The sequence below is a fragment of the Rugamonas violacea genome (genome assembly GCF_016461825.1).
Lineage (GTDB): Bacteria > Pseudomonadota > Gammaproteobacteria > Burkholderiales > Burkholderiaceae_D > Rugamonas.
In genome coordinates this window covers 1-22,755 of record NZ_JAEMNU010000067.1, presented here as the reverse complement: position 1 = coordinate 22,755, position 22,755 = coordinate 1, and the positions used below count along the sequence as shown (strand labels likewise).

The following is a 22,755-nucleotide window of genomic DNA, read 5'->3' as shown; positions in this document are numbered from 1 at the left end:
GCTGAAACATCCTTGATTTGCGGAACCTTTCCCGCGAACACTGATTATTTTTTAGGCAGAACTTCCATCCCGGGGGGCCGGGAAAGTGCCGACGATGCGCATCTCCCGCTGCGGGAAGGGCACCGAGATCTGATTGTCTTTCAAGGCGCGCCAGATTGCCCGATTGACATCCGAGGTGACGCCGCCACGGCCGTTCTCCGGGTCGCTGATCCAGAAACCGACGCGCAGGTCGAGGCCGTCGGCGCCGAAGCTGAGCAGCTGGGCCGACGGCGGCTGCGTGCTGGAAACCCGCTCGACCGAGGCGGCGGCCTTTTCCAGCAACTCCAACGCGAAGTCCAGGTCGGTGTCGTAGGCCACCGAGACGTTGGTGGAAATCCATAGCATCTTGTTCGACAAGGAGGAGTTCTGCACCGCGCCGGACACCAGCATCTCGTTCGGCACGATGGATTCGACGCCGTCCAGGCCCTGCAGCACGGTGTAGCGCGTGTTGATCTGGGTCACCTTGCCGCTGTACTTGTCGACGGTGATCATGTCGCCGATGGTCAGGCTGCGGTCGAGCAGGATGACGAAGCCGGAGATATAGTTGCTGGCGATCTTTTGCAGACCCAGGCCGAGGCCGACGCCGAGCGCGCCGCCGAACACCGACAACACCGTCAGGTCGATGCCCACCAGCGACAGGCTGGCCAGCACGGCCACCACGATCAGGATGGCGCGCCCCATGCGCGCGAGCACCACGCGCAGATTGGAATTCATGCCCTGCACCTTCATCAGGCGCTCGTCCAGCGCGGTGCCGGCCCACAGCGCCAGCATCAGCAGCACCACCACCGAGACGGCGGCCTGCAGGATGGCAGCGATGGAGACCTTGTGCTTGCCCATCGGCAGAACGGTGTCGTCGAGGAAGGCGAACACGTCGACCCACAGGCCGGTGATGTAGAGCACGACGGCGAGCCAGACCATCAGCTGGAACACTTTTTCGAAGGTCAGCATGTTGGCGCCCACCTGGCCCTGGCGGGCGAAGACGCGGCGCAGCAGGTAGAAGGTGAAGCGGATCACCACCAGCGAGCCGAAGATGGGAATGGCCACCTTCATCAGGTTGACGTGGTGCCATTTGGCCAGCACGAGCTTGCTCAGGGCCAGCAGCACGACGATCACCAGCGGCACGATGACGCGGCTGAAACTTTCCACGCCGAACTGTATCGCGCCCTGGTGCGCCTCGCCGCCGCGCACGCGCCGGCTCAGACGGCGGCCCAGGCCCCAGCCCAGCAGCACGCAGAAGGCGATGGCGCCGAGTTGCCACAGCAAACTAGGATCGTTGAGGTCGCCGAGCAGGTCGGTCAGCAGATTGGCGAGGGGGAGTGAATTCATCGTGATAACAATAGTGCAAGGAAAGGGTGACAGGGTAGCGTAAACCGTCGTGAGTATGCTCAAGCTTTACAGACGGACACAGAATGGCGGGGTGAGAAAACTTGCTGGCGGCGCCGACAAAACCCAAGGGCACAATCTGGGGTCGGACCCCGAGGGGTCCGACCCCGGCTCTTCGCCGCCGGGGTTGGTGGGCCTTCCCGCGCCTTGAACAAACAAAAAGGCCGGGCTTCGTTGCGGAATCCCGGCCCCTCTTATCGCTGGCTTATCGCTGGCTTATCGCGCAGCTTACTCGTCCTCAGCCTCGTCGTCGGCCGCGTCGGCTTTCGGCGGCAGAACCTTCTTCGGCATCGGCTTGCGTTCGAACACGGCGGCGAAGAAGCCGTCGGTCTGGTGCTTGTGCGGCAGCAGCTTCAGATAGTCGCCCATCTCCAGCTCGATCTTCTGCTCGGCCAGCACTTTGCTCATCGGCACCAGCTCGAAGTCGGGATGGTTGGCCAGGAACTGCGTGGCGACATCCTCGTTTTCCTGCGTCAGGAAACTGCAGGTGGCGTAGACCAGGCGGCCGCCGCCCTTCAACAGGCGCGCGGCGCCGTCCAGGATGCCGATCTGCTTGGCCTGCATCTCGACGATGGCTTGCGGCTGCTGGCGCCACTTGACGTCGGGATTGCGGCGCAGGGTGCCCAGGCCGGAGCATGGCGCGTCGACCAGCACGCGGTCGATCTTGCCGGCCAGACGCTTGATCTTGGCGTCGCGTTCGTGGGCGATCTGCACCGGATGCACGTTCGACAGGCCGCTGCGGGCCATGCGCGGCTTCAGCTTGGCCAGACGCTTCTCCGACACGTCGAAGGCGTACAGGCGGCCGGTGTTGCGCATCAGCGCGCCCAGCGCCAGGGTTTTGCCGCCGGCGCCGGCGCAGAAGTCGACCACCATCTCGCCGCGCTTGGCGCCGACGATCTGCGACAGGATCTGGCTACCCTCGTCCTGCACCTCGATGGCGCCGCTCTTGAACAGCGGCAGGTTTTGCAGCGCCGGCTTTTGCAGCACGCGCAGGCCCAGCGGGGCGTACGGCGTCGCCGTCGAGCGGATCGGCGCCTCGGCCAGGGTGGCCATGACTTCGTCGCGGGTCGCCTTCATCGAGTTGACGCGCAGGTCCAGCGGCGCCGGCGAGTTCATCGAGTCGGCCAGCAACAGGGTTTCTTCCTCGCCCATTTGTTCGACCAGCATGTCGAACAGCCATTTCGGCATGTTCGAACGCATCGACTTGTGCATCAGCTTGCGGTCGATCTGGATGATGCGCTGCAGCCACTCGATCTCTTCCTCGCTCAGGCCGCCCATCGAATCGATGCCGACCGCGTCGGCCATGCCGAGCAGGGTCAGGCGGCGCATCGTCGCGCCGCCGCCGGCTTCGGAGAAGTCGGTGAAGAAGGTCTTGTTGCGCAGGATGTTGTAGACGCACTCGGCGATGGCGCCGCGTTCGCGGCCGCCCAGGCGTGGATGGTCTTTGAAGTAGCGCGACAGGGTGGTGTCGGCGGGCGCCGAAAAGCGCAAGATCTCGCGCAATACCTCTTCGGCATTGGCCAGTATCGCTGGTGGCAATCTCATGGAATTCCTTGGTTATTGATTTGTTGTGTGGTCCACATGGACCTGGCCTTGCTCGATCGTCAAGCGGCCTTCGATGAACCAGCGCACCGCGCGCGGATACAGCGTGTGCTCTTGGACCAGCACCCGCGCCGACAGGCTGTCGACCGTGTCGTCGGCCAGCACGGGCACGGCGGCCTGGGCGACCATGGGGCCGTGATCGAGCTCGGCAGTCACGAAATGCACCGTCGCGCCATGTTCGGCCACGCCCGCGGCAAGCGCCTGGGCATGTGTGGCCAGCCCCGGGAACAGGGGCAGCAGCGAGGGATGGATATTGAGCATGCGGCCGGCGTAGTGCGCGACGAATTGCGGCGTGAGGATCCGCATGAAGCCGGCCAGCACCACCAGATCGGGCGCGTGGCCGTCGATCGCGGTTTGCAGGGCGGCGTCGAACTCGGCCCGGGTCGCATAGTCTTTATTGGCAACGACTGCCGTCGCAATTCCGTGCTCGGCCGCGAACGCCAGTCCGGCGGCGTCGCTGCGGTTGCTGATCACGGCGGCGATACGGGCCGGCCACTGCTCGGCCTGGGCCGCGCGGATGACCGCTTCCATGTTGCTGCCGCGACCGGAAATGAGGATGACGATGTTTTTCATAGGCCGCATTGTACCCGCTACCGCGAGGCGAACCAAGAAAGCCGCAATTTTTGCTGCGGCGCAGCAGAGCCGGCGGCGGGCGCCGCCCGCCCCGTCCGGCGCGCTGCGCGGGGCGGGTGGGCGGGCCGCGCGGGGCTACTCGAAGGAGTAGAAGACGCGGAACGGCACCTTCTTTTCGGCCCAGTAGTCGGCGGCGTCGCGGAACACGTCGAGCAGGGTTTCGCGCGCTTCCTTGTCGAATTTCTGGGTGTTGGGCAATTGCTCCAGCACCACCAGGAAGCCGGTTTGCACACCCGCCTTGAACATGGTCTCGGTCAGGGTGTCGCGCAGGCCATCGAAATTCTTGCCCCCCCCTTTAGGAAACTGGAACGATTCTGCAATGATGCCGAGTACTTGTTGTTTCGTTACACCCGCCAGGCAGTGTGCATATAAAAAGTGCTGCCCGAGACGGACTGCCTCGTCTTGCAATTCGGTCACTCGAAAAGCGCGGATGGACTGGACAAGGTTGGGCGGCACGGTCATTAACAAACTCATTTTTCCCTCAAATCGACCTGTTATGTACGGTGTGTTCTTTTTCGCCTATAAGTGAGTACCTATACACTTGACACGGCAAGCGGGCCAATGCGCTTGCGGTGGATGGTTCACGTTTCTCTGTGACAATCAAATCCCATACGCATATTAGGGTAACGTGTTGTTCCTCCTGAATCAACACGAATGTGATGCCTAACGCAAGATTTGTAAGAATCGGAACATATATATCGCGATTTCCGCCGATTTCGGCCATTTTTCACTCCCCACCGCCGCCCTGCCCGCCCTGTTACAATTTGTTGCTACGGGAAACACACTGATTCCTGAGCCGGGATTACCATAGACCTGTGCATACATCAGATTCACAGATCAGACCAACAAACTACACGAGGTACAACATGAACCTGCAAGCCAAATTGATCGTTTCCGCGCTGTGTCTCGGCGCCCTGCCGCTGAGCCAGGCGGCCGACTTCGAGGAATTCGGCCGCGTCGTCCGCGTGTCGCCGCAAGTGGAGCAGATCAACCGTCCGCGCCAGGAATGCCGCACCGAATACGTCCAGGTGCAGCAGCCGCAGCAGCAACGCAGCGCCGGCGGCTCCATCATCGGCGGTATCGCCGGCGCGCTGATCGGTAACCAGGTCGGCGGCGGCACCGGCCGCACCGTGGCCACCGCCGCCGGCGCCATCGCCGGCGCCGTCGCCGGCGACCGCATCGACAACTCCAACCAATACCAGGGCGGTGGCACCACCGAGCAGGCGGTCAAGCAATGCCGCACGGTCGACCATTGGGAGTCGCGCACCAGCGGCTACGAGGTGACCTACGACTACCGCGGCCGCAACTACACCAGCATCATGTCCTACGATCCGGGCGAACGCGTCAAGCTGCGCGTCTCGGTGGAGCCAGCCCAGCGCTAAGCTCGCCCCCGGTCTCGCCAGGCACTGCCGGTCCGCGCGACCGGCAGTGTCGTTTACGGCCGGCGTTTTCGGCCGGCGTTTCGGCCAAGGTTTCCAGCCGGCGTTTCCGGCCAGATATAATAGACGGTTCACCGTCCCCCCTTCCCCCGCCCGCCATGCTGATCAAACGAAAATCCATCGAACAACAAGAATCCTCCCGCCCCGCGCGCAAGCCCAAGTACGCGCCGGTGACGCTGTCGGAACAGGATGGCGTGCGCTATCTGCACTTCGGCACGGAATGGGTGCAGGGTGCGATGCGCATCCGCAAGTCCGATTGGCCGGAGCTGGAATACGCGCAACAGATGATGGGCTGGATGTTGTGGCTGGAACAGCCGCGCCATGTCGCCCAACTGGGCCTGGGCACGGCCACGCTGACCAAATATTGTTACAAACAGTTTCCAGAAGCGAAAGTGACGGCGATCGAACTGAACCCCTCGGTGATCGCCATCTGCGCCTCGATGTTCAAGCTGCCCGACAACGACGAGCGCCTGCAAGTGCTGGAGATGGACGCCAACGACTACGTCAACGACGCCGCCAACCACGGCACGCTGGACGTGCTGCAAGTCGACCTGTACGACGCCACCGCGCGCGGCCCGGTGCTCGACAGCGCCGAGTTCTACCAGGCCTGCGCCGCCTGCCTGGGCGAGGACGGCATCATGACCGTCAACCTGTTCGGCGACCACCCCAGCTACGCGAAGAACCTCAAGGCGATGAAGTTCGCCTTTGAGCAAGTGATTTGCCTGCCGGAGGTGCATGATGGTAACGTAGTAGCGATCGCCTTCAAGACCCGCCGTGGCGCGCTCGACTTCGCCGCCCTCGATGCGCGCGCCGCGCAGATCGTCGCCGCCACCAAGCTGCCGGCCAAGTCCTGGGTCAAAGGCCTGAAGACCCTGTCCGCAGGGAAGTAGGCAAGCTCGTCGCCGGCGCCGGCCGCAAGGCCGCGCCGCTCCACAGGGAAGGTGCCGTCCGCCATGTCCGCGCCCAAAGTGCTCGATCTGCAACTGATCTTCAGCTGGCTGCTGGCCGACGGCCTGGTCGAGAAGGCCAACGTCAAGGCCAACTTCGCCCAGGCCCAGGGCATCCTGAAGAACACCATCGGCAGCATGCATCCGCTGTGCGCGGTGGCCCACTGCAAGCTGCTGTCGGCCCAGGCGCCGCACAAGCAGCTGACCCTCGACACCCTCAGCGCCTGGCTGGCCCGCCACGCCGAGCTGCCCTTCATCCACATCGACCCGCTGAAGATCGACTTCACCAAGGTGGCCGACGTCATGTCGGCCGACTACGCGGCGCGCTTCAACATCCTGCCCGTCGAGCTGAGCCACGACACCCTGGTGGTGGCCACCGCCGATCCCTTCGCCCACGAGTGGGAGGCCGAGATCGCCAAGGTGGCGCGGCGCGCCGTCCGCCGCGTCATCGCCAACCCGCTCGACATCGCCCAGTACATCTCGCAGTTCTTCAGCCTGGCCAAGTCGATCAAGAAAGCCAACAAGAGCAACGGCCAGGACCTGGCGCTGCGCAACAACTTCGAGCAACTCGTCGAGCTGGGCAAGAACAACCGCCAGGTCGACGCCAACGACCAGCACGTCATCAACATCGTCGACTGGTTGTGGCAATACGCCTTCGAGCAGCGCGCCTCCGACATCCACCTCGAACCCAAGCGCGACCTGGGCACCATCCGCTTCCGCATCGACGGCATGCTGCACCACGTCTATCAGGTGCCGGCGGTGGTGATGATCGCCATGACGGCGCGCATCAAGCTGCTCGGCCGCATGGACGTGATCGAGAAGCGGCGGCCGCAGGATGGCCGCATCAAGACCCGCACCGCCGGCGGCCAGGAGATCGAGCTGCGCCTGTCGACCCTGCCGACCGCCTTCGGCGAGAAGCTGGTGATGCGCATCTTCGACCCCGAGGTGGTGGTCAAGACCCTGCCCGAGCTGGGCTTCCCGCCCGACGACGCGGCGCGCTGGGACGCGCTGACCAAGCGCGCCCACGGCATCATCCTGGTCACCGGACCGACCGGCTCGGGCAAGACCACCACCCTGTACACCACGCTGAAGGCGCTGGCCACCTCGGAGGTCAACGTCTGCACGGTGGAGGACCCGATCGAAATGGTCGAGGCCGCCTTCAACCAGATGCAGGTGCAGCCCGGCATCGACCTGTCCTTCGCCGACGGCGTGCGGGCATTGATGCGGCAAGACCCGGACATCATCATGGTCGGCGAGATCCGCGACCTGGCCACCGCCGAGATGGCGATCCAGGCGGCGCTGACCGGCCACCTGGTGCTGTCGACCTTGCACACCAACGACGCGCCGTCGGCGGTGATGCGCCTGCTCGAACTGGGCGTGCCCTACTACCTGCTGGAGGCGACCTTGATCGGCATCATGGCGCAGCGCCTGGTGCGCACCCTGTGCCCGGACTGCAAGAGGGCCGACGGCAGCATCGCCGACGACATCTGGCAAGGCATCGGCGGCGCCTGGCAACTGCCCAAGCCGGCCGCCGTCTACCGCCCGGTCGGCTGCCCCGAGTGCCGCCAGACCGGCTATCGCGGCCGCACCGGCATCTACGAGCTGCTGACGGTGAGCGAAGCGTTCAGCAAGTTGATCCAGGAAGAGACCGACATCCACGCGCTGCGCCGGCAAAGCGTGGCCGACGGCATGAAGCCGCTGCGCATCGCCGGCGCGATGAAGATCATCGAAGGCGTCACCAGCGCCGAAGAAGTGTTGAAGGTGACGGCGGCATTGAATTGAGAAAACACGGGCGAAGAAAAGCCTTGGCGATCGACAAGGGGCTGTATATAATACGGCCTCTTTCGGGTCGTTAGCTCAGCTGGTAGAGCAGCGGACTTTTAATCCGTTGGTCGCAGGTTCGAATCCCGCACGGCCTACCACGAATACAGCAGTACCAGATCAGGCTTACCCGCTTCGGCGCGTAAGCCTTTTTTGCGTCCCCATATGCAGAATATTCCCCCGAGTGGAGAATATTTTTCTCCGCGCCCCGCGGTTTCGCCCCAACCTGCCTGTCGTCCTGCCTCCCCTACCGCAATGTGCCCAACGGTGGCACTGTCGGGTCATTGTCGGGTGAAATTCGTCACCGACAGTGGCAAAATCGACGAATACTCATTGCTCCCCCCGGAAGGCAGAAAATGATCCTTAAACAACTACGCATAAGTCGCCATCTATCTCAAGAACAGTTGGCCCAGATGTCCGGCTTGAACGTACGGACTATTCAAAGGATAGAAAGCGGCCAGAGCGCCAGCGTGGAATCACTCAGATGCCTCGCCGCGGTTTTTGAAGTCGATGTTTTAACCTTAAAGCAGGAGACATTCATGATAGACAAGCGGTCGGACAACTGGCAAAAACTATCACCGTGGTTAAAGGTCTGGTTTGCGTACAATTTTCTCAGTTTTCGCCTCACGAGAAATTCAGCCAAAAGAATAGAAATCCTGTCGCATGCGGCAGGCTATATTTTTTGCATGCTGGGTTACTTTAACCAGGCGGCACTCGCTGGCGGCTTGATCATGCTCTCCAACGCCTACCTGTTTTGCCTGCTCAAGTGGCAAGGCGATAAATATGGCATTTGGTATGAACCCCTTGGACAGTCAATGGGGAATAGTTGATGGCCACTCACCATGCATCGACGTCGCCGTGCCGGCAAGCAGCGCCAGTGTTGGCAATCTCGCAGCAGCAGGTCAGGGCCGCGCAACGCCAAGGTATTGCTTTACGATTGCATCATAAGTGCCGTTGGAACGAATGGTTTTCAGACCGGCATTGAAGGCGTCGCGCACGCGCGCCTCGCGAAACACCGCCTTGCGCGGGATTTCCGGAAAAATCCTGTGATAGGTCACCGCTTGCGTGGCATTGATCTGCCGTTCAAGCTTGTCGATGAAGTAGTGGAAAATCAAGCGATCGCCCACCACCACATCGACCCGTCCCGTAAAGAGCAGCTTGTTTTGTGTGATCTGGGATGGCAATTCCCTATAGTCCGAATGGCCGCTCATGACCAAGGTGAAACGCTCGCCCAGCAGCATGCTGGCGTTCTGGAATGCCGCCACCGAATAGCCGGCCAAATCCTCCACCTGGCGGAGTTTCAGATGACGGCTGGTGAGCGTGGTCGCGACGTTTTGGTAAACGATGTAAGTGTCAGTAAAGTAATCTTGGCCACCGATCCCTTCAGTCGTCGACAGCATGCCGTCGAGCTGGCCGGCGCGCAGCATCGCCAGGGCGCGCGTCTGCGGCAGCATCTGGGCAACCATCTTGTATCCGCCGGCCGCCAGGGCCTGCTTCGCGATGTCGTAATCCAGGCCCGCAGTGCCCGATTCCATGATGTAGGGGGGCTTGGGCAGCCCCATGCCGACTTGCACTTCCCGCGGCGTCACTTCTTGTGCGCGCACCGCGCCGTTCAGCGCGCCAGCGCAAGCGATGGCACACATGATGGCAAAGAGCGGCCATTTTCCCGCTGGCGCTCGCAACCGTGGTGCACGGTGAAACGGCATGCTACCCCCCAAAAAATCTATGGATGGTAGACACCACAATACACCAAACGGAGCGGGGTTTATAGTCTCATGATGGTGTTTGGCAACATCGCACTCGACGTTATGGTAGCGGGACCGAAGCAGCGCTAGTCGTGCGCGTGCCAGATGAACGGCGGCTCCACGCCACATCGCATTCAGCGAAATTTCCCATCCACATGAAAAAATCCACCGCGCGTTTAGCCCGCGCGAAGGCTTGCCGCGCGACGAATTGAGTTAGTATCACATTGGCAAGCATGCCCGCTGCGGCAACCATCCACCCACTCACTCTGGAGAACATCATGGGACTACTCGATCAATTGGCTGGCCAGGTTTTGGGATCGCTGGGCGCGCAACAGCAGGACCCGGTGCCGCAAGGCGAACTGTTGAACGGCGTGATGGCCTTGCTGAACAACGCCGGCGGCCTGTCCGGCATGGTGCAAAAGCTGCAGGCCAGCGGCCTGGGCGACCAAGTCGCCTCGTGGATCGGCACCGGTGACAACCACACGGTGTCGGGCAACCAGATCGCCGACGCGCTCGGCGGCGAACAGATCGCGCAAATCGCCCAGCAGGCCGGCCTGGAACCGGAACACGCCGCCACCGGCCTGGCGCAGCTGCTGCCGCAAATCATCGACAGCCTGACGCCGAACGGCCAAATCCCCGAGGGCGGCGCGCTGGACCAAGGGCTGGATTTCCTGAAGGGCAAGCTGTTCGGCTGAACGGCCGCGCAAATGTCTTCTGTGCGGCAAGCGGCTATAGTATAGTTTCTCGCCGCACAGGCAATCCATACCTACCATGACAAACTACACGGATAGACCATGAAAAAACTCTTCGCCGCATGTGCCCTCGCCTGCTTCGCCAGCGCCGCCTTCGCCGCCGCGCCGGAAGCCGCCTCGGCGCCGAAAACCGCGCAGCAATCCAAGATGGCCACCTGCAACGCCGACGCCGCCGGTAAAAAAGGCGACGAACGCAAGGCCTTCATGAAGGAGTGTCTGACCGCCAAGCCGGCCGCCGCCTCGGCGCCGGTCACCCAGCAAAGCAAAATGAAAACGTGCAACGTCGATGCCGCCGGCAAAAAAGGCGACGAGCGCAAGGCCTTCATGAAAGAATGCCTGAGCGCACCGAAGTAAGCTTCCCCGCAGTAAGCTTCCCTCTTCCCAAAAAACCGCCGGCCGGCAACGCCCGGCGGTTTTTTATTCCCGACGCCGCCCCACAGCTTGCCGTTGAGCGAGAGGAACACGTGGCGAGGCGCACCCGACAGCAAGGTGGCGCGTCGCGCTGAGGTAGGCCTTGGCACCGTCGTCGGACAGGCCGCTGTCGAGCCGGGCGAGGCTGCGCCGGGCGCGGCCGCTGCCGACGCTCTGGCCGACACTGACACCGGCCGTGTCGGACGGCGCCAGCGAATAGAACTGCACGCTGCCGCCGAGCTTGCTGGTCGAGGCGGTGGCCAGCGCGCCGGCCCCCTGCGAGACGACGACGCGGCCCAGGTTTTCCGCCGCGATCGCCCGGCGGATGTGCTGGCCGTTGTTGGGGCGGTAGCTCATGTCGCCCAACGGCACGCCGTCGAGGGTGAAACCGAGCTGATTCTGGTTGGCGCGAATATTCAGGCGGCTCGGCCACTCATCGGCGCCTTGGGCGTCGGACGACTGGAGGCTGAGGCGGCGATGCGCACGGAACGGCTCCTATTGCGTGGTGTCAGGGATGCTTCATGCTAGTTCGTTTTCCAGGTGAAGTAAAATTGAAGCATGTCTTGTGTTGCGGCAAAGACCCACGTTGGAGATCGAATATGCGCAAGCGGAGTGCCTTGACGCTGTTGCTATCCCTGCCCTGCGGCGCGCTGTGGGGCCAGCAAAGTGCACCGGAGCGCATCCGCATCGTGCTCGGCGAATGGGCGCCGATGCTGGGCGCCGCCCTGCCGCACTGCGGCGTGGTGGCGCAGTTGATCGAAGAGATCTTCGCCGCCGCCGGCATCGTCGTCGACTTCGAATTCCGTCCCTGGCAACGCGCCTACGCCCAAGTGCGCAGCGGCCAGTCGCACGCCTCGGCGCTATGGGGCCGCACGCCCGAGCGCGAGGCGGTCTGCGACTTTTCCGAGACGCTGTTCAGCGACGAGCTGGTGCTGTTTTTCCGCAAAGACAAGCCGCTGAACTGGGACGGCAAGACCGACAAGCTGGCGGCGTTGCGCGGCCTGACCATCGGCCTGCCGCTGGGCTCGGCCAAGGCCGAGCCACTGGCGCAGGCCGAACTGCGCGGCGAGCTGCGCTTCCAGGCCAGCGGCGACGAGCTGAGCAATCTACACAAGCTGCTGATCGGCCGCTTCGACGCCGTCGATCTGTCCCGCACCGTCGGCAACCATCTATTGCAGCAACGCTTCAGCAGCGCGGAGCGTGAACTGATCGCCCACACGCCCAGCTATCTGCAATGGCACTACCGTTTGATGTTTTCGCGCAAGCCGGCGGAGCACGCCCGCCACCTGGCGCTGTTCGACCTGGGGCTGAAACGCTTCAAGGCGAACGGCCGCTACCAGGAGCTCATGGCGCAGTTGCCGCGCGACCCGTTGCGCTGAGCGCACACGATACGCCAGCGGGCTTGCGCGAATCGGTTTTTGTTGAAATAATAGGCGACAATTTCAACAACACGGATCCTGCCATGCCACGTTCGCCCCGTCCCGCCATCAATTTCCGCGCCATCAGCGATCCCGAACGCATCAAGATCCTCGCCTCGCCGGCGCGCCAGGAATTGGTCGACACCTTGGTCGCGATGGGCGGCCAGGCCAGCGCCGCCGCGCTCGCGGCGCAACTGGGGCGCCACGCCGACGGGCTATATTATCACTTGCGCATCCTGTGCAAGGCGGGTTTGATCCAGGAGTTCGACGGCGAGCGCGGCGAGGAGCGCCGTTACCGCTTGCCGGGCGACCACACCGCGCCGCTGCGCCTGGCCTATCAGACCGGACCGGACGGCAACACCGAGGCGCTGCACAAGTTCGCCCGCGGCCTGCTGCAGGTGGCCTGCCAGGATTTCGAGCAGGCGCTCGACATGCCGGACGTGGTGGTCGAAGGCGCGCAGCGGCAACTGTGGGCTGCGCGCAACAAAGCCTGGTTGTCGGTCGAGGAATTGGCCGAGGCCAACGTGCTGTTGGAACGGCTGTGCGAACTGATGAGCCGGCCGCGCGCGCCGGGCCGCGACACGCTGATGAGCTGCGCCTTCGTGCTGGCCCCGGTGACGCCGCTGCCGCTGCGCCGCAAGGCCGACAAATAGTCCCTCACGGCGCGGCGCACGGCGCGCCGCGCGCCGCGCACGCAGCCGCGCCAAACGACACGGGGCCCCGGCGCGTCAACGCCGGGGCCCCGTGCAGGATTGCTTGGGTAGCGGCTTAGGCCTGCTGTTTGCGGCGGCGTGCCAGCGCGCCCAGCAGGGCGATGCCCGACAACATCATCGCGTAGGTTTCCGGCTCAGGCACGGCCGTCACCTGGTTGATCCAGGCGATGTGCGAGTAGGTCGCGGTGGAACCGGACAGATCGCCAAAGCTGGAGGCGTTGTTGGCACCGACGTCGCAACCGTTCAGGTTGAACAGGCTGCAGGCGCCGCCCTGCCAACCCCAGGAGTGCACCGCCGACAGCAGCCATTCCTTGCCGTTCCAGACGAAGTCGCCGCCGCCCGAATCGCCGCCGGCGATCAAGGCCTCGTTGCTGCCCAAACCGTTGCTGCTGCTCCACTTGTTGCCGGTCAGGTCGGCCATGCGGCCCAGCGTGTTGTTGGCATTGGCGCCGCTGTCGAAGTCGCTCATATAGGTCACACCCGGCGCGTAGTAGTTGGCGTCGTAGGTGCCGACGAATTGCTCGCTGGCCTTGTTGAAGGTCTGGCTGTCGACGTCGAAAGTGTTGTAACCGTAGTGGCCGAAGTTGCGGTCGTTCCAGTTGGTCGCGCCGTTCGAGCCGCCCACGCTGGTGGTGCCGTAGCCGGCCATCAGGTAGTCCTTGCCGATGTCGTTGGTGGTGCTCAGGTGGTAACCGTTGATGCCGGTCACCGGCGCGCTCAGGCGCAGCAGGGCCATATCGGCGCCGGTGTCGAGATCGCCGTTCCAGTGTGGATTGATGATGGCGTCCTTGACGGCCACGCTGCGGCTGACCTGGGCGCTGCCGTTGGCCCAGCCGAAATCGACCTTCATCGACGAGAAGCTGTCGGCGCAGTGGGCGGCGGTCAACACATAGGCGCCGCCGGCCAGCAGCGAGCCGGAGCAGGCGTACACACCGCCCGGCTTGGTGAAGGTCAAACGCGCCACGCCGTCGAGCGCGCCGGCAACCCCGTTGAAGCTCTGGCCCGGCAGGAAGTGCCAGTTCGACGGCGACGACGTGTTGCCGGTCAGCGGAGTCACGTAGTCGCCGCTGTTGGCCTGGGCGGCGCCGGCGGCGATCAGGGCAAGGGTCAGGCTGGCGAGTTTGAACGAGTTAAACTGAATGACCATGAAGCACACCTCTTTCTTTTAAGAATTGTTGATGGGTGAATCTACCGTGAAGTACCTTGTCTTATTGCTAGCGAGAAAAAATTCCGCCGAGCTCATCAGTACGTGCTTGTCAATATATCATTGCTTAATCGAAAACAAAGCTATCCGAAAAAGAATATATTTTCGACAGCTTTTTGTTGCAAAAACTTATCTTTTATATTAGCAATTTTCATCTCGCCGTGGAAAATTCGCTTGCGGCACGCGTGACGGCCTGCCATGGCAAGCACTCATGTTGTTGTTTCAAGTAAAGATGATCTATGCTCCAATAGATCGGTCGGTCGATTTCCGGCCCGGAGACTGCCATGCATTTCGCGCCCCCGCTGTCGCTCGGCTGGCACTGCTTGCTGTGTGCCGCCGCCCTGCTCGGGCCGGTGGCGGCGCAGGCGGCCGCGCCGCTGCGCGTCGCCGCCCAGGAGGGCACCGAGCCGAAGTTCATCAACGCCGAACGCGGCGACGGCATCGCCGGCCTGTGCATCGACATCTTCCGCGCCATCGAAAAGATCGAGCCGGGCCTGGCCTTCGTCGGCGACCAACGTTGGATGCCGCTGGTGCGCATCTACAGCGAACTGGCCAGCGGCGGCCAGGACGCCGCCTGCGGGGTGCAGCGCACCAGCGAGCGCAGCGGCAAATTCCTCTTCCTCGAACCGGCCCTGTTCATCATCAACTACCACCTGCTGGCGCGCATCGACGACGACATCGTCGTCGACGACTGGGACGACGTGCGTCGCCTGGGCGGCAACGGCGTGGTGCTGGCCAACCGGGGCTTCGCCACCACCACCGTGCTGGAGCAACTGGGCGGCCTGCAAATCGACGCCAGTTCGACCAGCCCGCCGATGAATCTGCACAAGCTGATCGCCGGCCGCGGCCGCCTGTTCCTGCACCGCAGCCCGGGCCTGCACGCCTTCCTCAAGCGCAACGACGCCGTCGGCAAGGTCAGGATCCTGCCCGTGGTGATGGCCACCGCGCCGCTGTATCTGGCGGTGGGCAAGCATGTCGATCCCGGCCAGGTCGGCCGGCTGCGCCATGCGCTGCAAGTGCTGGAGCGGCGCGGCGAGCTGGAGCGCCTGCTGAGGAAATGGGACCAATAGGCCCGGCCGGGGCAAATGTAATCTTGATTGACAGAAAGAGAGGTTTTGGCCAATATCGCCGCTTCCAACACCGCCCACCAGGATAGCTCGATGACCCAGCTCCACCGCCTCCCTCTCAGCCTGCTGCTGGCCGCCGCCCTCGGCGCCGGCGCCGCCCACGCCGCCGCGCCGGCCGCCGCCAGCGCCAGCGCCGCCGTTGCCCGGCACGCCATCACCCACGAGGACGTCTGGCTGATGAAGCGGGTCGGCGCGCCGGTGCCCAGCCCGGACGGCAAATGGGCCGTGTTCTCGGTCACCGACACCAGCTACGACAGCAAGGAACAGTGGTCCGACCTGTGGATCAAGTCGCTGCTCGACGACAGCGCGCCGCGCCGCCTGACCTTCTCCAAGGGCGGCGAAAGCGCCGCCGCCTGGTCGCCCGACAGCCGCCAACTGGTCTTCGTCGCCAAGCGCGACGGCGACGAGGCCGGCCAGTTGTACCGCATCGACGTCGCCGCCGGCGGCGAGGCGCAGCGCCTGACCACGCTGACCTTGGGCGCGCGCCAGCCGAAGTGGAGTCCGGACGGCAAGCAGTTGCTGTTCGTCAGCGACATCTTCCCCGGCAACGCCAACGAGGACGAGGTCAAAAAGACCTTCAAGGAACGCAAGGACCGCAAGTACAGCGCGCGCGCCTACGAAACCTTCCCGCCGCGCTTCTTCGACAAGTGGCTCGACGACAAGCAGGTGCGCCTGTTCGTCATGGACGCCCAGGCCGGCGCGACGGCGCGCAGCCTGCTGGCCGGCAGCAAGCTGGCGGCCATGCCGGGATTCGGCGGCGGCCAGGGCGACGAGGGCCAGTCGCTCAACGCGATCTGGGCGCCGGACGGCAAGAGCGTGGTGTTCGCCGCCTCGACCAACCGCGACCAGCAGGCGCGCGCCTCGGCCACCACGCAGATCTTCGCGGTCTCGCCCAACGGCGGCGAAGCCTGGAAGCTGACCGCCGACGAGCACAGCTACAACGAGCTGAAATTCTCGCCGGACGGCGCCACCCTGTTCTGCCTGACCCAGGCCGAGGAGGCCGGCAAGGTCTACGACCTGGAACGCCTGGCCGCCTTCGCCTGGCCGATCCGCTCGCCGCAGCCGCAGATCCTGACGGCCAAGCTGGACCGTTCGATCTCGCGCTACGCCCTGCCCGAAGGTGGCAAGCGGGTCTACTTCAGCTACGAACACGCCGGCCTGGAGCAACTGCATTCGATCGCCTACAACGGTAGCGACCTGCGCGCCGAAGCCTCGGCGCCGAACGGCACCATCAACTCGCTCAACGCCGGCGGCAAGGCCTTGGTCGGCGTGTGGGAGTCCTCGGTCAATCCGCCCGAGGTGTACGCCTTCAACGGCGCGCCGAAGCGCCTGACCGCCTTCAACACCGAGCAGGCCGCCGCCATCGACTGGCTGCCGCCCGAGCACTTCTGGTTCAAGGCGGCCGACGGCCGGCAGATCCACAACATGCTGGTCAAGCCGGCCAACTTCGACCCGAGCAAAAAGTATCCGCTGTTCGCCGTCATGCACGGCGGCGCCGCCAACATGTGGCGCGACCAGTTCGTGCTGCGCTGGAACTATCACCTGCTGGCCCAGCCCGGCTACGTGGTGCTGCTGACCGACTACAAGGGGTCCACCGGCTACGGCGAGGAGTTCGCCCGCGCCATCCAGTTCGACCCGCTGAAGGGACCGGGCGAGCACATCGACCAAGCCGTCGACGAGGCCGTCAAGAAATACAACTTCATCGACGGCAGCAAGCTGGCCGCCGGCGGCGCCAGCTACGGCGGCCACCTGGCCAACTGGTTGCAAGCCACCACCACGCGCTACAAGGCCTTCGTCTCGCATGCCGGCGAAATGGACTTGGTGATGCAGTGGGGCACCAGCGACAGCATCGTCGGCCGCGAGGTCAACAGCGGCGGCCCGGTCTGGGCCGATCTGCCGGTGTGGCGCGAGCAGAGTCCGGTGATGCAGGCGGGTAACCACGCCAAGGGCACCGGCTTCCTCACGCCCATCCTGATCTCGGTCGGCGAGCTGGACTACCGCGTGCCGGCCAACAACGCGCTGATGAACTTCGCCACCCAGCAACGCTTGAACGTGCCGAGCAAGCTGCTGGTGTTCCCCGACGAAAACCACTGGATTTTGAAGGGCGAGAACAGCCGCTACTTCTACAGCGAAGTGCACGGCTGGCTGGCCACGTATCTGAAGTGAGCCGCCCCACCCCCACCACAGACAAGGAGACTACATGACTATTGCTAACTGGTGCGTCCTGGCCGCCTGCACACTGCCCCTGGCCAGCGCCGGCCTGCCCAAGCTGGCCTCAAGCCGGCTGCCGCGCGGCGGCGGCCAATACGACAACCTTCAGCCGCGCGCCTGGGCAGCCGGCCTGAGCGGTTGGCAGCAGCGCGCCATCGCGGCACAGACCAACGGCTTCGAAGCGCTGCCCTTGTTCATCGCCGCCGTCATCCTGGCGCAGCAGGCGCATGCCGAACAGGGCCGTGTCGACCTGCTGGCCTTGGGCTTCATCGCCATCCGCATCGCCTACGTCGCCTGCTACCTGGCCAATCTGGGCACCTTGCGCACGCTGGTGTGGAGCGCCGGCGTGGCGGCCTGCGTCGCGCTGCTGGCGATGGCCTGAAAGGGACGCCGGCCAACAAACCACCCACAGGCAAAAAGCCAGGGTCGGACCCGCCGGGTCCGACCCTGGATTTTCGCCTGTGGGTTTTCTCAACCGAGCGGCGCCTGAGCCGGTCGCCGCCCTATCCTCCGCTTACTTCTTGATCTGCAAGCCGTTCTGCACCTCGGTCACGCCCTTGACGCCGCGCGCCAGTTGCACTGCCTTGTCGGCCTCCGCCTGCGACGGCACGAATCCGCTCAGCATCACCACGCCATTGACGGTCTCGACGTGCACGTCCATCGCCTTCAGGTCCGGTTCCTTGACCAGGTCGGCCTTGACCTTGGTGGTGATGACGGTGTCGGCCACAGCCTCGCCGGCCGAAACGCTCTTGCCGCGCGCCACGCAAGCCGCCTTGTCGCTGCCGCTCAGACGGTCGCAATCGGCGTTGGCCTGGGCGGTGTTGGCGGCGCGCTGGCCGGCCTTGGCATCGTTGACGGCGGCCGTGTGGCTCACCTTGGCCTCGCGCTGGCAGTTGCCTTTGCTCTCGCCGCTCAGCTCGGCGCATTTGGCCTTGGCCACGTCATAGTCGGCGTCGGCCACGTCGATGCGGGATTTTTGCACTTCCTTCCGGTCGTTCTTGTACTGCGCCACGGCGTCGGCATCGGCGCGCGCCCGCACGGCCTTGGCTTCCTGCACACACAAGTCCTTGGCATTGCCGCTTTGCTCGCCGCATTTGGCCTTGGCCATCTTGTAGTCGTCGCTGGACTTACTGGTCGCCTGTTTGTAGGCGGCCGTGTCGCGGGTCTGCGCCATCGCCGGGTTGGCCATGAAGCTGACACTGGTGGCGCCAGCAAGCGCAAGGAGGAGTAGTTTGTTCATGATGTGTGTCCCTTTTGTGTGGTTGACATGCCAATTAAATCCCCATGAGCGAAACCGCTCCGTGCGGGACCACACACAATCGGCGAAATCAGATCAAAAAGGCAATCGAACAACACCGGCCTTGTGGCGCATCAATCGCCACCCAGCAGACCCTTGTTCCACAGCGCAGTGACTTGTTCAAAAGGAGTGTCGGCGGCGGCGAAGGCCGTGCTGTCGCGCGCCAGTTGCAGCCAGGCGCTGGTGTCGTGCGAGGCGCCGGCCGGACCGGCATCGCGGCGCAGCTGGCTCAGCCATTGGTGCACCTCGGCGTAGGCGCCCGGATGGCGCCGCGCCGTCCAGGCCAGCGCCAGCAGGTCGGAGAAGCCTTCCTCGCGCCGCGTCTGGCGCATCTCCTGCGACAGCTCCGGCAGCTCGGGCCGCTCGGCCTGCGCGTGGCCGACCTCGACGAAACCGGTCGGCAGCACATGCCAGGAACCCTGGGCGTAGCGCCAGCAGTGGCCGACCTCGTGCGCGACGATCGCCTCGATCAGCAAGGCCCGCTGGGCCGCCGGCGCGCTGTCCAGGATGCTCTCGGCCTGCGGGTTGCCGCGCATCGACAGCACCAGCTTGCAGCGGCCGTGGTCGAAGCCCATCGCCAGCGGCACGTCGTTGGCGCCGGCCTGCGGCTGGACGATGATGTCGATCGGCAGTTGCAACTGCTTGGCGTAGGCCAGCACGGGGGCGCCGGCCGACAGCCAGCGGGTTTCGACTTCGGTCAACGAGGCGGCCGAGGCCGCTGTGCCGGCGTAGCCAAGGAGGAGGGGGAGGATGAGCTTGTGCATGGCTGGATTCCGTACATCAACTCTAGCATGCCCAACGTAAATTTTATTGCCTTGAAGCAGTAATCCCACAGTATATTTCTACGTAGAAAAAGTGGAATGATTGAGGCCGAAACAAGGCCGCCGCATGCAGCCGAGCCAAGATACAATGGCCTGCCATTGCGCCACGCGCTCTTGCAACACCTGTTCGCGCTCCTTGTTCCTCATCATCGTCCTCCTCAAAATCCTAAGGATGCGGTGTGGCCGTATCAATCAGGAATTCATAGGTGGAGCGGCTGGCCGCTCCTACCGATTCCAGCAGAGCAGCATGGCAGCCAAGCGACGGATCAAGGCACAAGAGCAGAAGCATAAGGTAGGCAGGATCGCAAGCCGAACCGTTCAGAAACGGCGAAATTTAGCATATGGCATAAATCGTTTATACCATTAATTTTTAACCAAAAACTGAAGGGGAATTCGCTGCGGGTTACGCCCTCTGCGATTCCCCTTGTTACTTGGCACACTTATCCACAGGCACCGCCTCAAAACGCGGCGTCCCGCCTTGGAGGCAATTTTCGGTCGGCGTCAACAGCCTGAGGTCAACTTCCACACGAAACGGCATAGAGCCATGTTCATCGGGGGCTCGTAAACTCAAAAAATGGCGGTAACCGACATGTTACCGATGTCAAACTCCACTGGAAACGGCATTAAGGCCATCTCTAAAAACCCACCGCTCGCCAGCCCATCTCGGTAAAATTCCAATATCGACCACGACCAACGAGTAGCCGCGATGATGAAACCTCGGATCAGTCTGTTTGCAGAACATGAGCGCGAAGATCGGCGCTCCAAGATCGGTGATCCGCTGGTCGGTTTAACCAAACATGTGGACTTCGAGGCGCTCGCCGCCAGCATCGATGCCGCCGCGCCGAGGCCATCGCGCGCCAAGGGCGGCCGGCCGCCGTATTCGACACTGCTGATGGTAAAGATCCTGGTGCTCCAGCAGCTCCACAACTTGGCTGACGACGCGCTCGAGTATCAGTTGCTCGACCGCCGCAGTTTCCTACAATTTCTGGATCTGACCGAGAGCAGCAGCATCCCCGACGCCAAGACGATCTGGCTGTTTCGCGACCGCCTGGCCCAGGCCGGTGCCGGCACACTGGTGTTCGAGCAGGTCCAACAGCAATTGCAAAAACATGGCTACATGGCCCGTTGCGGCCAGATCGTTGATGCCTCGTTGGTGTAGGCGCCGGTACAACGCAACAAACGCGACGAGGCCGACACAGTTAAAGAGGGCGCCATGCCCCTGACTTGGAAGACCCACAAACGGGCGCAAAAAGATGTCGACGCGCGCTGGACCAAAAAGCACGGCAAATCGCACTTCGGCTACAAGCTGCACGCCAGTGTGGACAAGCGCTACAAGCTCATCCGCGAAATCGCCGTCACCAACGCCGCGGTGGCCGACACCTCCGTATTCGAGGCCCCGCTCGATCCGAGCAATACCAGCAAAGCGCTGTACGCCGACCGGGGCTACCCCAGCGCCGAGCGCGAAAGCGCGCTCAAACAGGCCGGCTGGCAGGTCCACATTCAGCGCCGGGGCCACGCCACCAAAGGTATTTCGGCCGCGCAGAAACGGCGCAACCGCCGTATCGCCACGCCGCGCGCCCGCGTCGAGCATGTGTTCGGCGCGCTGGCGCAGATGGGCGGAAAGCTCGTGCGATGCCTGGGCATCGTGCGCACCACCTTCGCGTTGCACCTCAAAACGGCCAGCTACAACTTGAAGCGGCTCGTCTTCTTGAAAGAACGCGGGCTGGCACCGTTCTAAAACGGGGGAAATACGCCGGGAAGTGCAGTTTTCCGGCTGTTTGATCAGGTTGCGCGCTCACCAAAGCTTATTCCGCTCAGCCGCGTTATCTATTGTTTAGTTGCCCAAGACGTCGGCTGGCAGGTGCTTTTTCTTTCATGGCGTTGCGAAATCCAGTTATTCGAGGTGGCCTTAGTCCGCTCGCTTTTGGTTCTCATCCCCACTGGCCGTTTATACTGCCCACATGGGACAATTAAATAATCCGAACATCGCTGTTCATTAACCCAGTGTTGCGGTTATCTCTTAAAACCGTCCAACTTATTTTTTTTATTTTTAAATGATAAATAATTAATAAATGGGAGAATTGCATATAACGAAAATACTATTTGCATCGCTCCGAATATTATTTGCATAGACAGCTCTGAATCAAGAGAAGCTCGGATTCTTCCAATCGAACCGGTCAATACAAACATTAGACCAAGTGTGAAATAATCGATCCATACAATAACTGGAGCCACTTCTTCAATTATATGATTTGACTCAGATATTTTCAGTATTCTCCGTCCAAATTTTATTCTTAAAATAACATATGAGAATTGAACAAAAGTTGCAAACTCATATAATTCATCGAAAAAAAACAAACGGAAATTAAATAACAAAAATATCAACACAACACAAAGAAATATATTAAATGATGAGTACACAAAAACAAATTTCCGGTATTGTAACCAGTCAACAACGAGCAATTCCCCATTGCATTTTTTTATGAAAAATGGGAAAAAAATATTAATTCCGCACTTCCCATCTGTTTTCAATAAAATCATAGTTCCAACCCACTTTCGATTAAGTCTAATTCCGAAAAATACAAGGTTTCCTATGCGCCAAATATTGAAAAGAGGGATTTTAGAAAATCAATCCCTCTTTTTCAATTTCATTACGCTGCTAGCACGTAACACAGGCCGCTGGCCCCAGCCATTATTGCTGCACCAGTGCCACAAAATGCGCTAAACGCCTGTGCACCTGGAACGAAGGCTGATATTTCAGCAACACTCCAAAGAGCCCCGCTAATAGCAGCAAAACGATCAGAATTCTTTGTTCCGCCGCTAACTTCGTCAATTTCCATCACGGATAATTCTTGCATGATTTCTCCAATAGTAAATGTGGCGATAAAAGTTGAAATTTTCTTCTAACAATTTAGCGATAGAGAAATTTTAATAAACGCCTTAAATTATCAAAATTTCACGTAAAATTGTAGAACGAGCGATGTGCTGCCCGTATTTTTATATTAAAGTATTTTTCAATGAACATATTGCCGTACATCATGTTTCTTATGGGCATAGTAAAATACTCCCGTCAATGCAAAACGGCGCTGCAGCACCGTCTTGTAGCTCATAGGTTTATACACAAGTCACCCAGCTTCGTCGCGTAGCGCCTTAATCGTGAGCGCAGCCACGCGCACATCCTGAATGCCCTGC

21 protein-coding genes, 1 tRNA gene and 1 pseudogene are annotated in these 22,755 nt (G+C 62.1%); 13 read left to right on the top strand and 10 right to left on the bottom strand.

Annotation, left to right across the window (positions count from 1 at the left end; translation table 11 throughout):
* Positions 1 to 51: 51 nt before the first annotated feature.
* From H7U20_RS13015 to H7U20_RS13000, 4 genes are all read right to left on the bottom strand, one after another.
* Positions 52 to 1,365 (bottom strand): mechanosensitive ion channel family protein, encoded by a 1,314-nt coding sequence (locus H7U20_RS13015; protein WP_199759578.1) that lies wholly within the window; start codon positions 1,363 to 1,365, stop codon positions 52 to 54.
* Positions 1,366 to 1,650: 285 nt separating this feature from the next.
* Positions 1,651 to 2,967, bottom strand: a complete 1,317-nt coding sequence (locus H7U20_RS13010) for an RsmB/NOP family class I SAM-dependent RNA methyltransferase (protein WP_199759577.1) — start codon at positions 2,965 to 2,967, stop codon at positions 1,651 to 1,653.
* Between the two features lie 12 nt (positions 2,968 to 2,979).
* Complete coding sequence (gene purN / locus H7U20_RS13005; protein ID WP_199759576.1) at positions 2,980 to 3,597, bottom strand: phosphoribosylglycinamide formyltransferase; 618 nt, start codon at positions 3,595 to 3,597, stop codon at positions 2,980 to 2,982.
* Between the two features lie 135 nt (positions 3,598 to 3,732).
* Positions 3,733 to 4,131, bottom strand: coding sequence for a barstar family protein (locus H7U20_RS13000; RefSeq protein WP_199759575.1), 399 nt, complete (start codon positions 4,129 to 4,131; stop codon positions 3,733 to 3,735).
* A gap of 392 nt (positions 4,132 to 4,523) precedes the next feature.
* Between H7U20_RS13000 and H7U20_RS12995 the strand changes: the two genes are divergently transcribed.
* The 5 genes from H7U20_RS12995 to H7U20_RS12975 all read left to right on the top strand — a co-directional run bounded on the left by H7U20_RS12995 (position 4,524) and on the right by H7U20_RS12975 (position 8,694).
* The gene (locus tag H7U20_RS12995; RefSeq protein ID WP_093384750.1) at positions 4,524 to 5,039 is read left to right on the top strand and encodes a glycine zipper 2TM domain-containing protein; all 516 of its coding nucleotides are present in this window, start codon (positions 4,524 to 4,526) and stop codon (positions 5,037 to 5,039) included.
* 155 nt (positions 5,040 to 5,194) lie between these two features.
* Positions 5,195 to 5,986 carry a spermine/spermidine synthase domain-containing protein gene (locus H7U20_RS12990; protein WP_199759574.1) on the top strand — a complete coding sequence of 264 codons (792 nt, stop codon included), beginning with the start codon at positions 5,195 to 5,197 and terminating at the stop codon, positions 5,984 to 5,986.
* Positions 5,987 to 6,049: 63 nt separating this feature from the next.
* Positions 6,050 to 7,825, top strand: coding sequence for a GspE/PulE family protein (locus H7U20_RS12985; RefSeq protein WP_199759573.1), 1,776 nt, complete (start codon positions 6,050 to 6,052; stop codon positions 7,823 to 7,825).
* 64 nt (positions 7,826 to 7,889) lie between these two features.
* Positions 7,890 to 7,965, top strand: a tRNA-Lys gene (locus tag H7U20_RS12980).
* 255 nt (positions 7,966 to 8,220) lie between these two features.
* Positions 8,221 to 8,694 carry a helix-turn-helix domain-containing protein gene (locus H7U20_RS12975; protein WP_199759572.1) on the top strand — a complete coding sequence of 158 codons (474 nt, stop codon included), beginning with the start codon at positions 8,221 to 8,223 and terminating at the stop codon, positions 8,692 to 8,694.
* 72 nt (positions 8,695 to 8,766) lie between these two features.
* Here H7U20_RS12975 and H7U20_RS12970 read toward each other — a convergent pair whose 3' ends face one another.
* A complete protein-coding gene (locus tag H7U20_RS12970) occupies positions 8,767 to 9,570 on the bottom strand; it encodes a substrate-binding periplasmic protein (RefSeq protein ID WP_199759571.1) in 804 nt (267 codons plus the stop codon).
* Between the two features lie 317 nt (positions 9,571 to 9,887).
* Here H7U20_RS12970 and H7U20_RS12965 point away from each other — a divergent pair, with 317 nt between their 5' ends.
* Complete coding sequence (locus H7U20_RS12965; RefSeq protein WP_233410730.1) at positions 9,888 to 10,304, top strand: YidB family protein; 417 nt, start codon at positions 9,888 to 9,890, stop codon at positions 10,302 to 10,304.
* 99 nt (positions 10,305 to 10,403) lie between these two features.
* Positions 10,404 to 10,715: a PsiF family protein gene (locus H7U20_RS12960; RefSeq protein ID WP_199759570.1), complete on the top strand. Its 312-nt coding sequence runs from the start codon at positions 10,404 to 10,406 to the stop codon at positions 10,713 to 10,715.
* A 63-nt stretch (positions 10,716 to 10,778) separates the two neighbouring features.
* On the opposite strand, the gene H7U20_RS12955 is transcribed toward H7U20_RS12960, so the two are convergent.
* Positions 10,779 to 11,129 carry a hypothetical protein gene (locus H7U20_RS12955; RefSeq protein WP_199759569.1) on the bottom strand — a complete coding sequence of 117 codons (351 nt, stop codon included), beginning with the start codon at positions 11,127 to 11,129 and terminating at the stop codon, positions 10,779 to 10,781.
* Between the two features lie 242 nt (positions 11,130 to 11,371).
* Here H7U20_RS12955 and H7U20_RS12950 point away from each other — a divergent pair, with 242 nt between their 5' ends.
* Together H7U20_RS12950 and H7U20_RS12945 are read left to right on the top strand one after the other, a co-directional pair.
* Positions 11,372 to 12,151: a substrate-binding periplasmic protein gene (locus tag H7U20_RS12950; protein ID WP_199759568.1), complete on the top strand. Its 780-nt coding sequence runs from the start codon at positions 11,372 to 11,374 to the stop codon at positions 12,149 to 12,151.
* Positions 12,152 to 12,234: 83 nt separating this feature from the next.
* Positions 12,235 to 12,843 (top strand): helix-turn-helix domain-containing protein, encoded by a 609-nt coding sequence (locus tag H7U20_RS12945; RefSeq protein WP_199759567.1) that lies wholly within the window; start codon positions 12,235 to 12,237, stop codon positions 12,841 to 12,843.
* Between the two features lie 115 nt (positions 12,844 to 12,958).
* On the opposite strand, the gene H7U20_RS12940 is transcribed toward H7U20_RS12945, so the two are convergent.
* Complete coding sequence (locus H7U20_RS12940) at positions 12,959 to 14,050, bottom strand: trypsin-like serine protease (protein WP_199759566.1); 1,092 nt, start codon at positions 14,048 to 14,050, stop codon at positions 12,959 to 12,961.
* A gap of 341 nt (positions 14,051 to 14,391) precedes the next feature.
* Here H7U20_RS12940 and H7U20_RS12935 point away from each other — a divergent pair, with 341 nt between their 5' ends.
* From H7U20_RS12935 to H7U20_RS12925, 3 genes are all read left to right on the top strand, one after another.
* Complete coding sequence (locus tag H7U20_RS12935; RefSeq protein WP_199759565.1) at positions 14,392 to 15,177, top strand: substrate-binding periplasmic protein; 786 nt, start codon at positions 14,392 to 14,394, stop codon at positions 15,175 to 15,177.
* 90 nt (positions 15,178 to 15,267) lie between these two features.
* Positions 15,268 to 17,400, top strand: a complete 2,133-nt coding sequence (locus H7U20_RS12930; RefSeq protein WP_199759564.1) for an alpha/beta hydrolase family protein — start codon at positions 15,268 to 15,270, stop codon at positions 17,398 to 17,400.
* Positions 17,401 to 17,434: 34 nt separating this feature from the next.
* A complete protein-coding gene (locus H7U20_RS12925) occupies positions 17,435 to 17,827 on the top strand; it encodes an MAPEG family protein (RefSeq protein WP_199759563.1) in 393 nt (130 codons plus the stop codon).
* A 132-nt stretch (positions 17,828 to 17,959) separates the two neighbouring features.
* Here H7U20_RS12925 and H7U20_RS12920 read toward each other — a convergent pair whose 3' ends face one another.
* Complete coding sequence (locus H7U20_RS12920; protein ID WP_199759562.1) at positions 17,960 to 18,685, bottom strand: BON domain-containing protein; 726 nt, start codon at positions 18,683 to 18,685, stop codon at positions 17,960 to 17,962.
* Positions 18,686 to 18,816: 131 nt separating this feature from the next.
* A complete protein-coding gene (locus tag H7U20_RS12915; RefSeq protein WP_199759561.1) occupies positions 18,817 to 19,506 on the bottom strand; it encodes a hypothetical protein in 690 nt (229 codons plus the stop codon).
* Positions 19,507 to 20,272: 766 nt separating this feature from the next.
* Here H7U20_RS12915 and H7U20_RS30930 point away from each other — a divergent pair.
* Positions 20,273 to 21,301, top strand: a pseudogene (locus tag H7U20_RS30930) (IS5 family transposase).
* A gap of 913 nt (positions 21,302 to 22,214) precedes the next feature.
* On the opposite strand, the gene H7U20_RS12905 reads toward H7U20_RS30930, so the two are convergent.
* Entirely contained in the window at positions 22,215 to 22,421 is a 207-nt protein-coding gene (locus H7U20_RS12905; protein WP_199759560.1) for a hypothetical protein, read from the bottom strand.
* Positions 22,422 to 22,755: the final 334 nt, after the last annotated feature.

What these genes read in the sequence shown, in the direction of transcription:
- purN (WP_199759576.1), bottom strand. Translation starts at nt 3,597, where the DNA reads ATGAAAAACATCGTCATCCTCATTTCCGGTCGCGGCAGCAACATGGAA.
- H7U20_RS12940 (WP_199759566.1), bottom strand. Translation starts at nt 14,050, where the DNA reads ATGGTCATTCAGTTTAACTCGTTCAAACTCGCCAGCCTGACCCTTGCC.
- H7U20_RS12995 (WP_093384750.1), top strand. Translation starts at nt 4,524, where the DNA reads ATGAACCTGCAAGCCAAATTGATCGTTTCCGCGCTGTGTCTCGGCGCC.
- H7U20_RS12905 (WP_199759560.1), bottom strand. Translation starts at nt 22,421, where the DNA reads ATGCAAGAATTATCCGTGATGGAAATTGACGAAGTTAGCGGCGGAACA.
- H7U20_RS13015 (WP_199759578.1), bottom strand. Translation starts at nt 1,365, where the DNA reads ATGAATTCACTCCCCCTCGCCAATCTGCTGACCGACCTGCTCGGCGAC.
- H7U20_RS12920 (WP_199759562.1), bottom strand. Translation starts at nt 18,685, where the DNA reads ATGAACAAACTACTCCTCCTTGCGCTTGCTGGCGCCACCAGTGTCAGC.
- H7U20_RS12970 (WP_199759571.1), bottom strand. Translation starts at nt 9,570, where the DNA reads ATGCCGTTTCACCGTGCACCACGGTTGCGAGCGCCAGCGGGAAAATGG.
- H7U20_RS12950 (WP_199759568.1), top strand. Translation starts at nt 11,372, where the DNA reads ATGCGCAAGCGGAGTGCCTTGACGCTGTTGCTATCCCTGCCCTGCGGC.
- H7U20_RS12915 (WP_199759561.1), bottom strand. Translation starts at nt 19,506, where the DNA reads ATGCACAAGCTCATCCTCCCCCTCCTCCTTGGCTACGCCGGCACAGCG.
- H7U20_RS12955 (WP_199759569.1), bottom strand. Translation starts at nt 11,129, where the DNA reads ATGAGCTACCGCCCCAACAACGGCCAGCACATCCGCCGGGCGATCGCG.
- H7U20_RS12925 (WP_199759563.1), top strand. Translation starts at nt 17,435, where the DNA reads ATGACTATTGCTAACTGGTGCGTCCTGGCCGCCTGCACACTGCCCCTG.
- H7U20_RS12975 (WP_199759572.1), top strand. Translation starts at nt 8,221, where the DNA reads ATGATCCTTAAACAACTACGCATAAGTCGCCATCTATCTCAAGAACAG.
- H7U20_RS12935 (WP_199759565.1), top strand. Translation starts at nt 14,392, where the DNA reads ATGCATTTCGCGCCCCCGCTGTCGCTCGGCTGGCACTGCTTGCTGTGT.
- H7U20_RS13000 (WP_199759575.1), bottom strand. Translation starts at nt 4,131, where the DNA reads ATGAGTTTGTTAATGACCGTGCCGCCCAACCTTGTCCAGTCCATCCGC.
- H7U20_RS12945 (WP_199759567.1), top strand. Translation starts at nt 12,235, where the DNA reads ATGCCACGTTCGCCCCGTCCCGCCATCAATTTCCGCGCCATCAGCGAT.
- H7U20_RS12965 (WP_233410730.1), top strand. Translation starts at nt 9,888, where the DNA reads ATGGGACTACTCGATCAATTGGCTGGCCAGGTTTTGGGATCGCTGGGC.
- H7U20_RS12960 (WP_199759570.1), top strand. Translation starts at nt 10,404, where the DNA reads ATGAAAAAACTCTTCGCCGCATGTGCCCTCGCCTGCTTCGCCAGCGCC.
- H7U20_RS12930 (WP_199759564.1), top strand. Translation starts at nt 15,268, where the DNA reads ATGACCCAGCTCCACCGCCTCCCTCTCAGCCTGCTGCTGGCCGCCGCC.
- H7U20_RS12990 (WP_199759574.1), top strand. Translation starts at nt 5,195, where the DNA reads ATGCTGATCAAACGAAAATCCATCGAACAACAAGAATCCTCCCGCCCC.
- H7U20_RS12985 (WP_199759573.1), top strand. Translation starts at nt 6,050, where the DNA reads ATGTCCGCGCCCAAAGTGCTCGATCTGCAACTGATCTTCAGCTGGCTG.
- H7U20_RS13010 (WP_199759577.1), bottom strand. Translation starts at nt 2,967, where the DNA reads ATGAGATTGCCACCAGCGATACTGGCCAATGCCGAAGAGGTATTGCGC.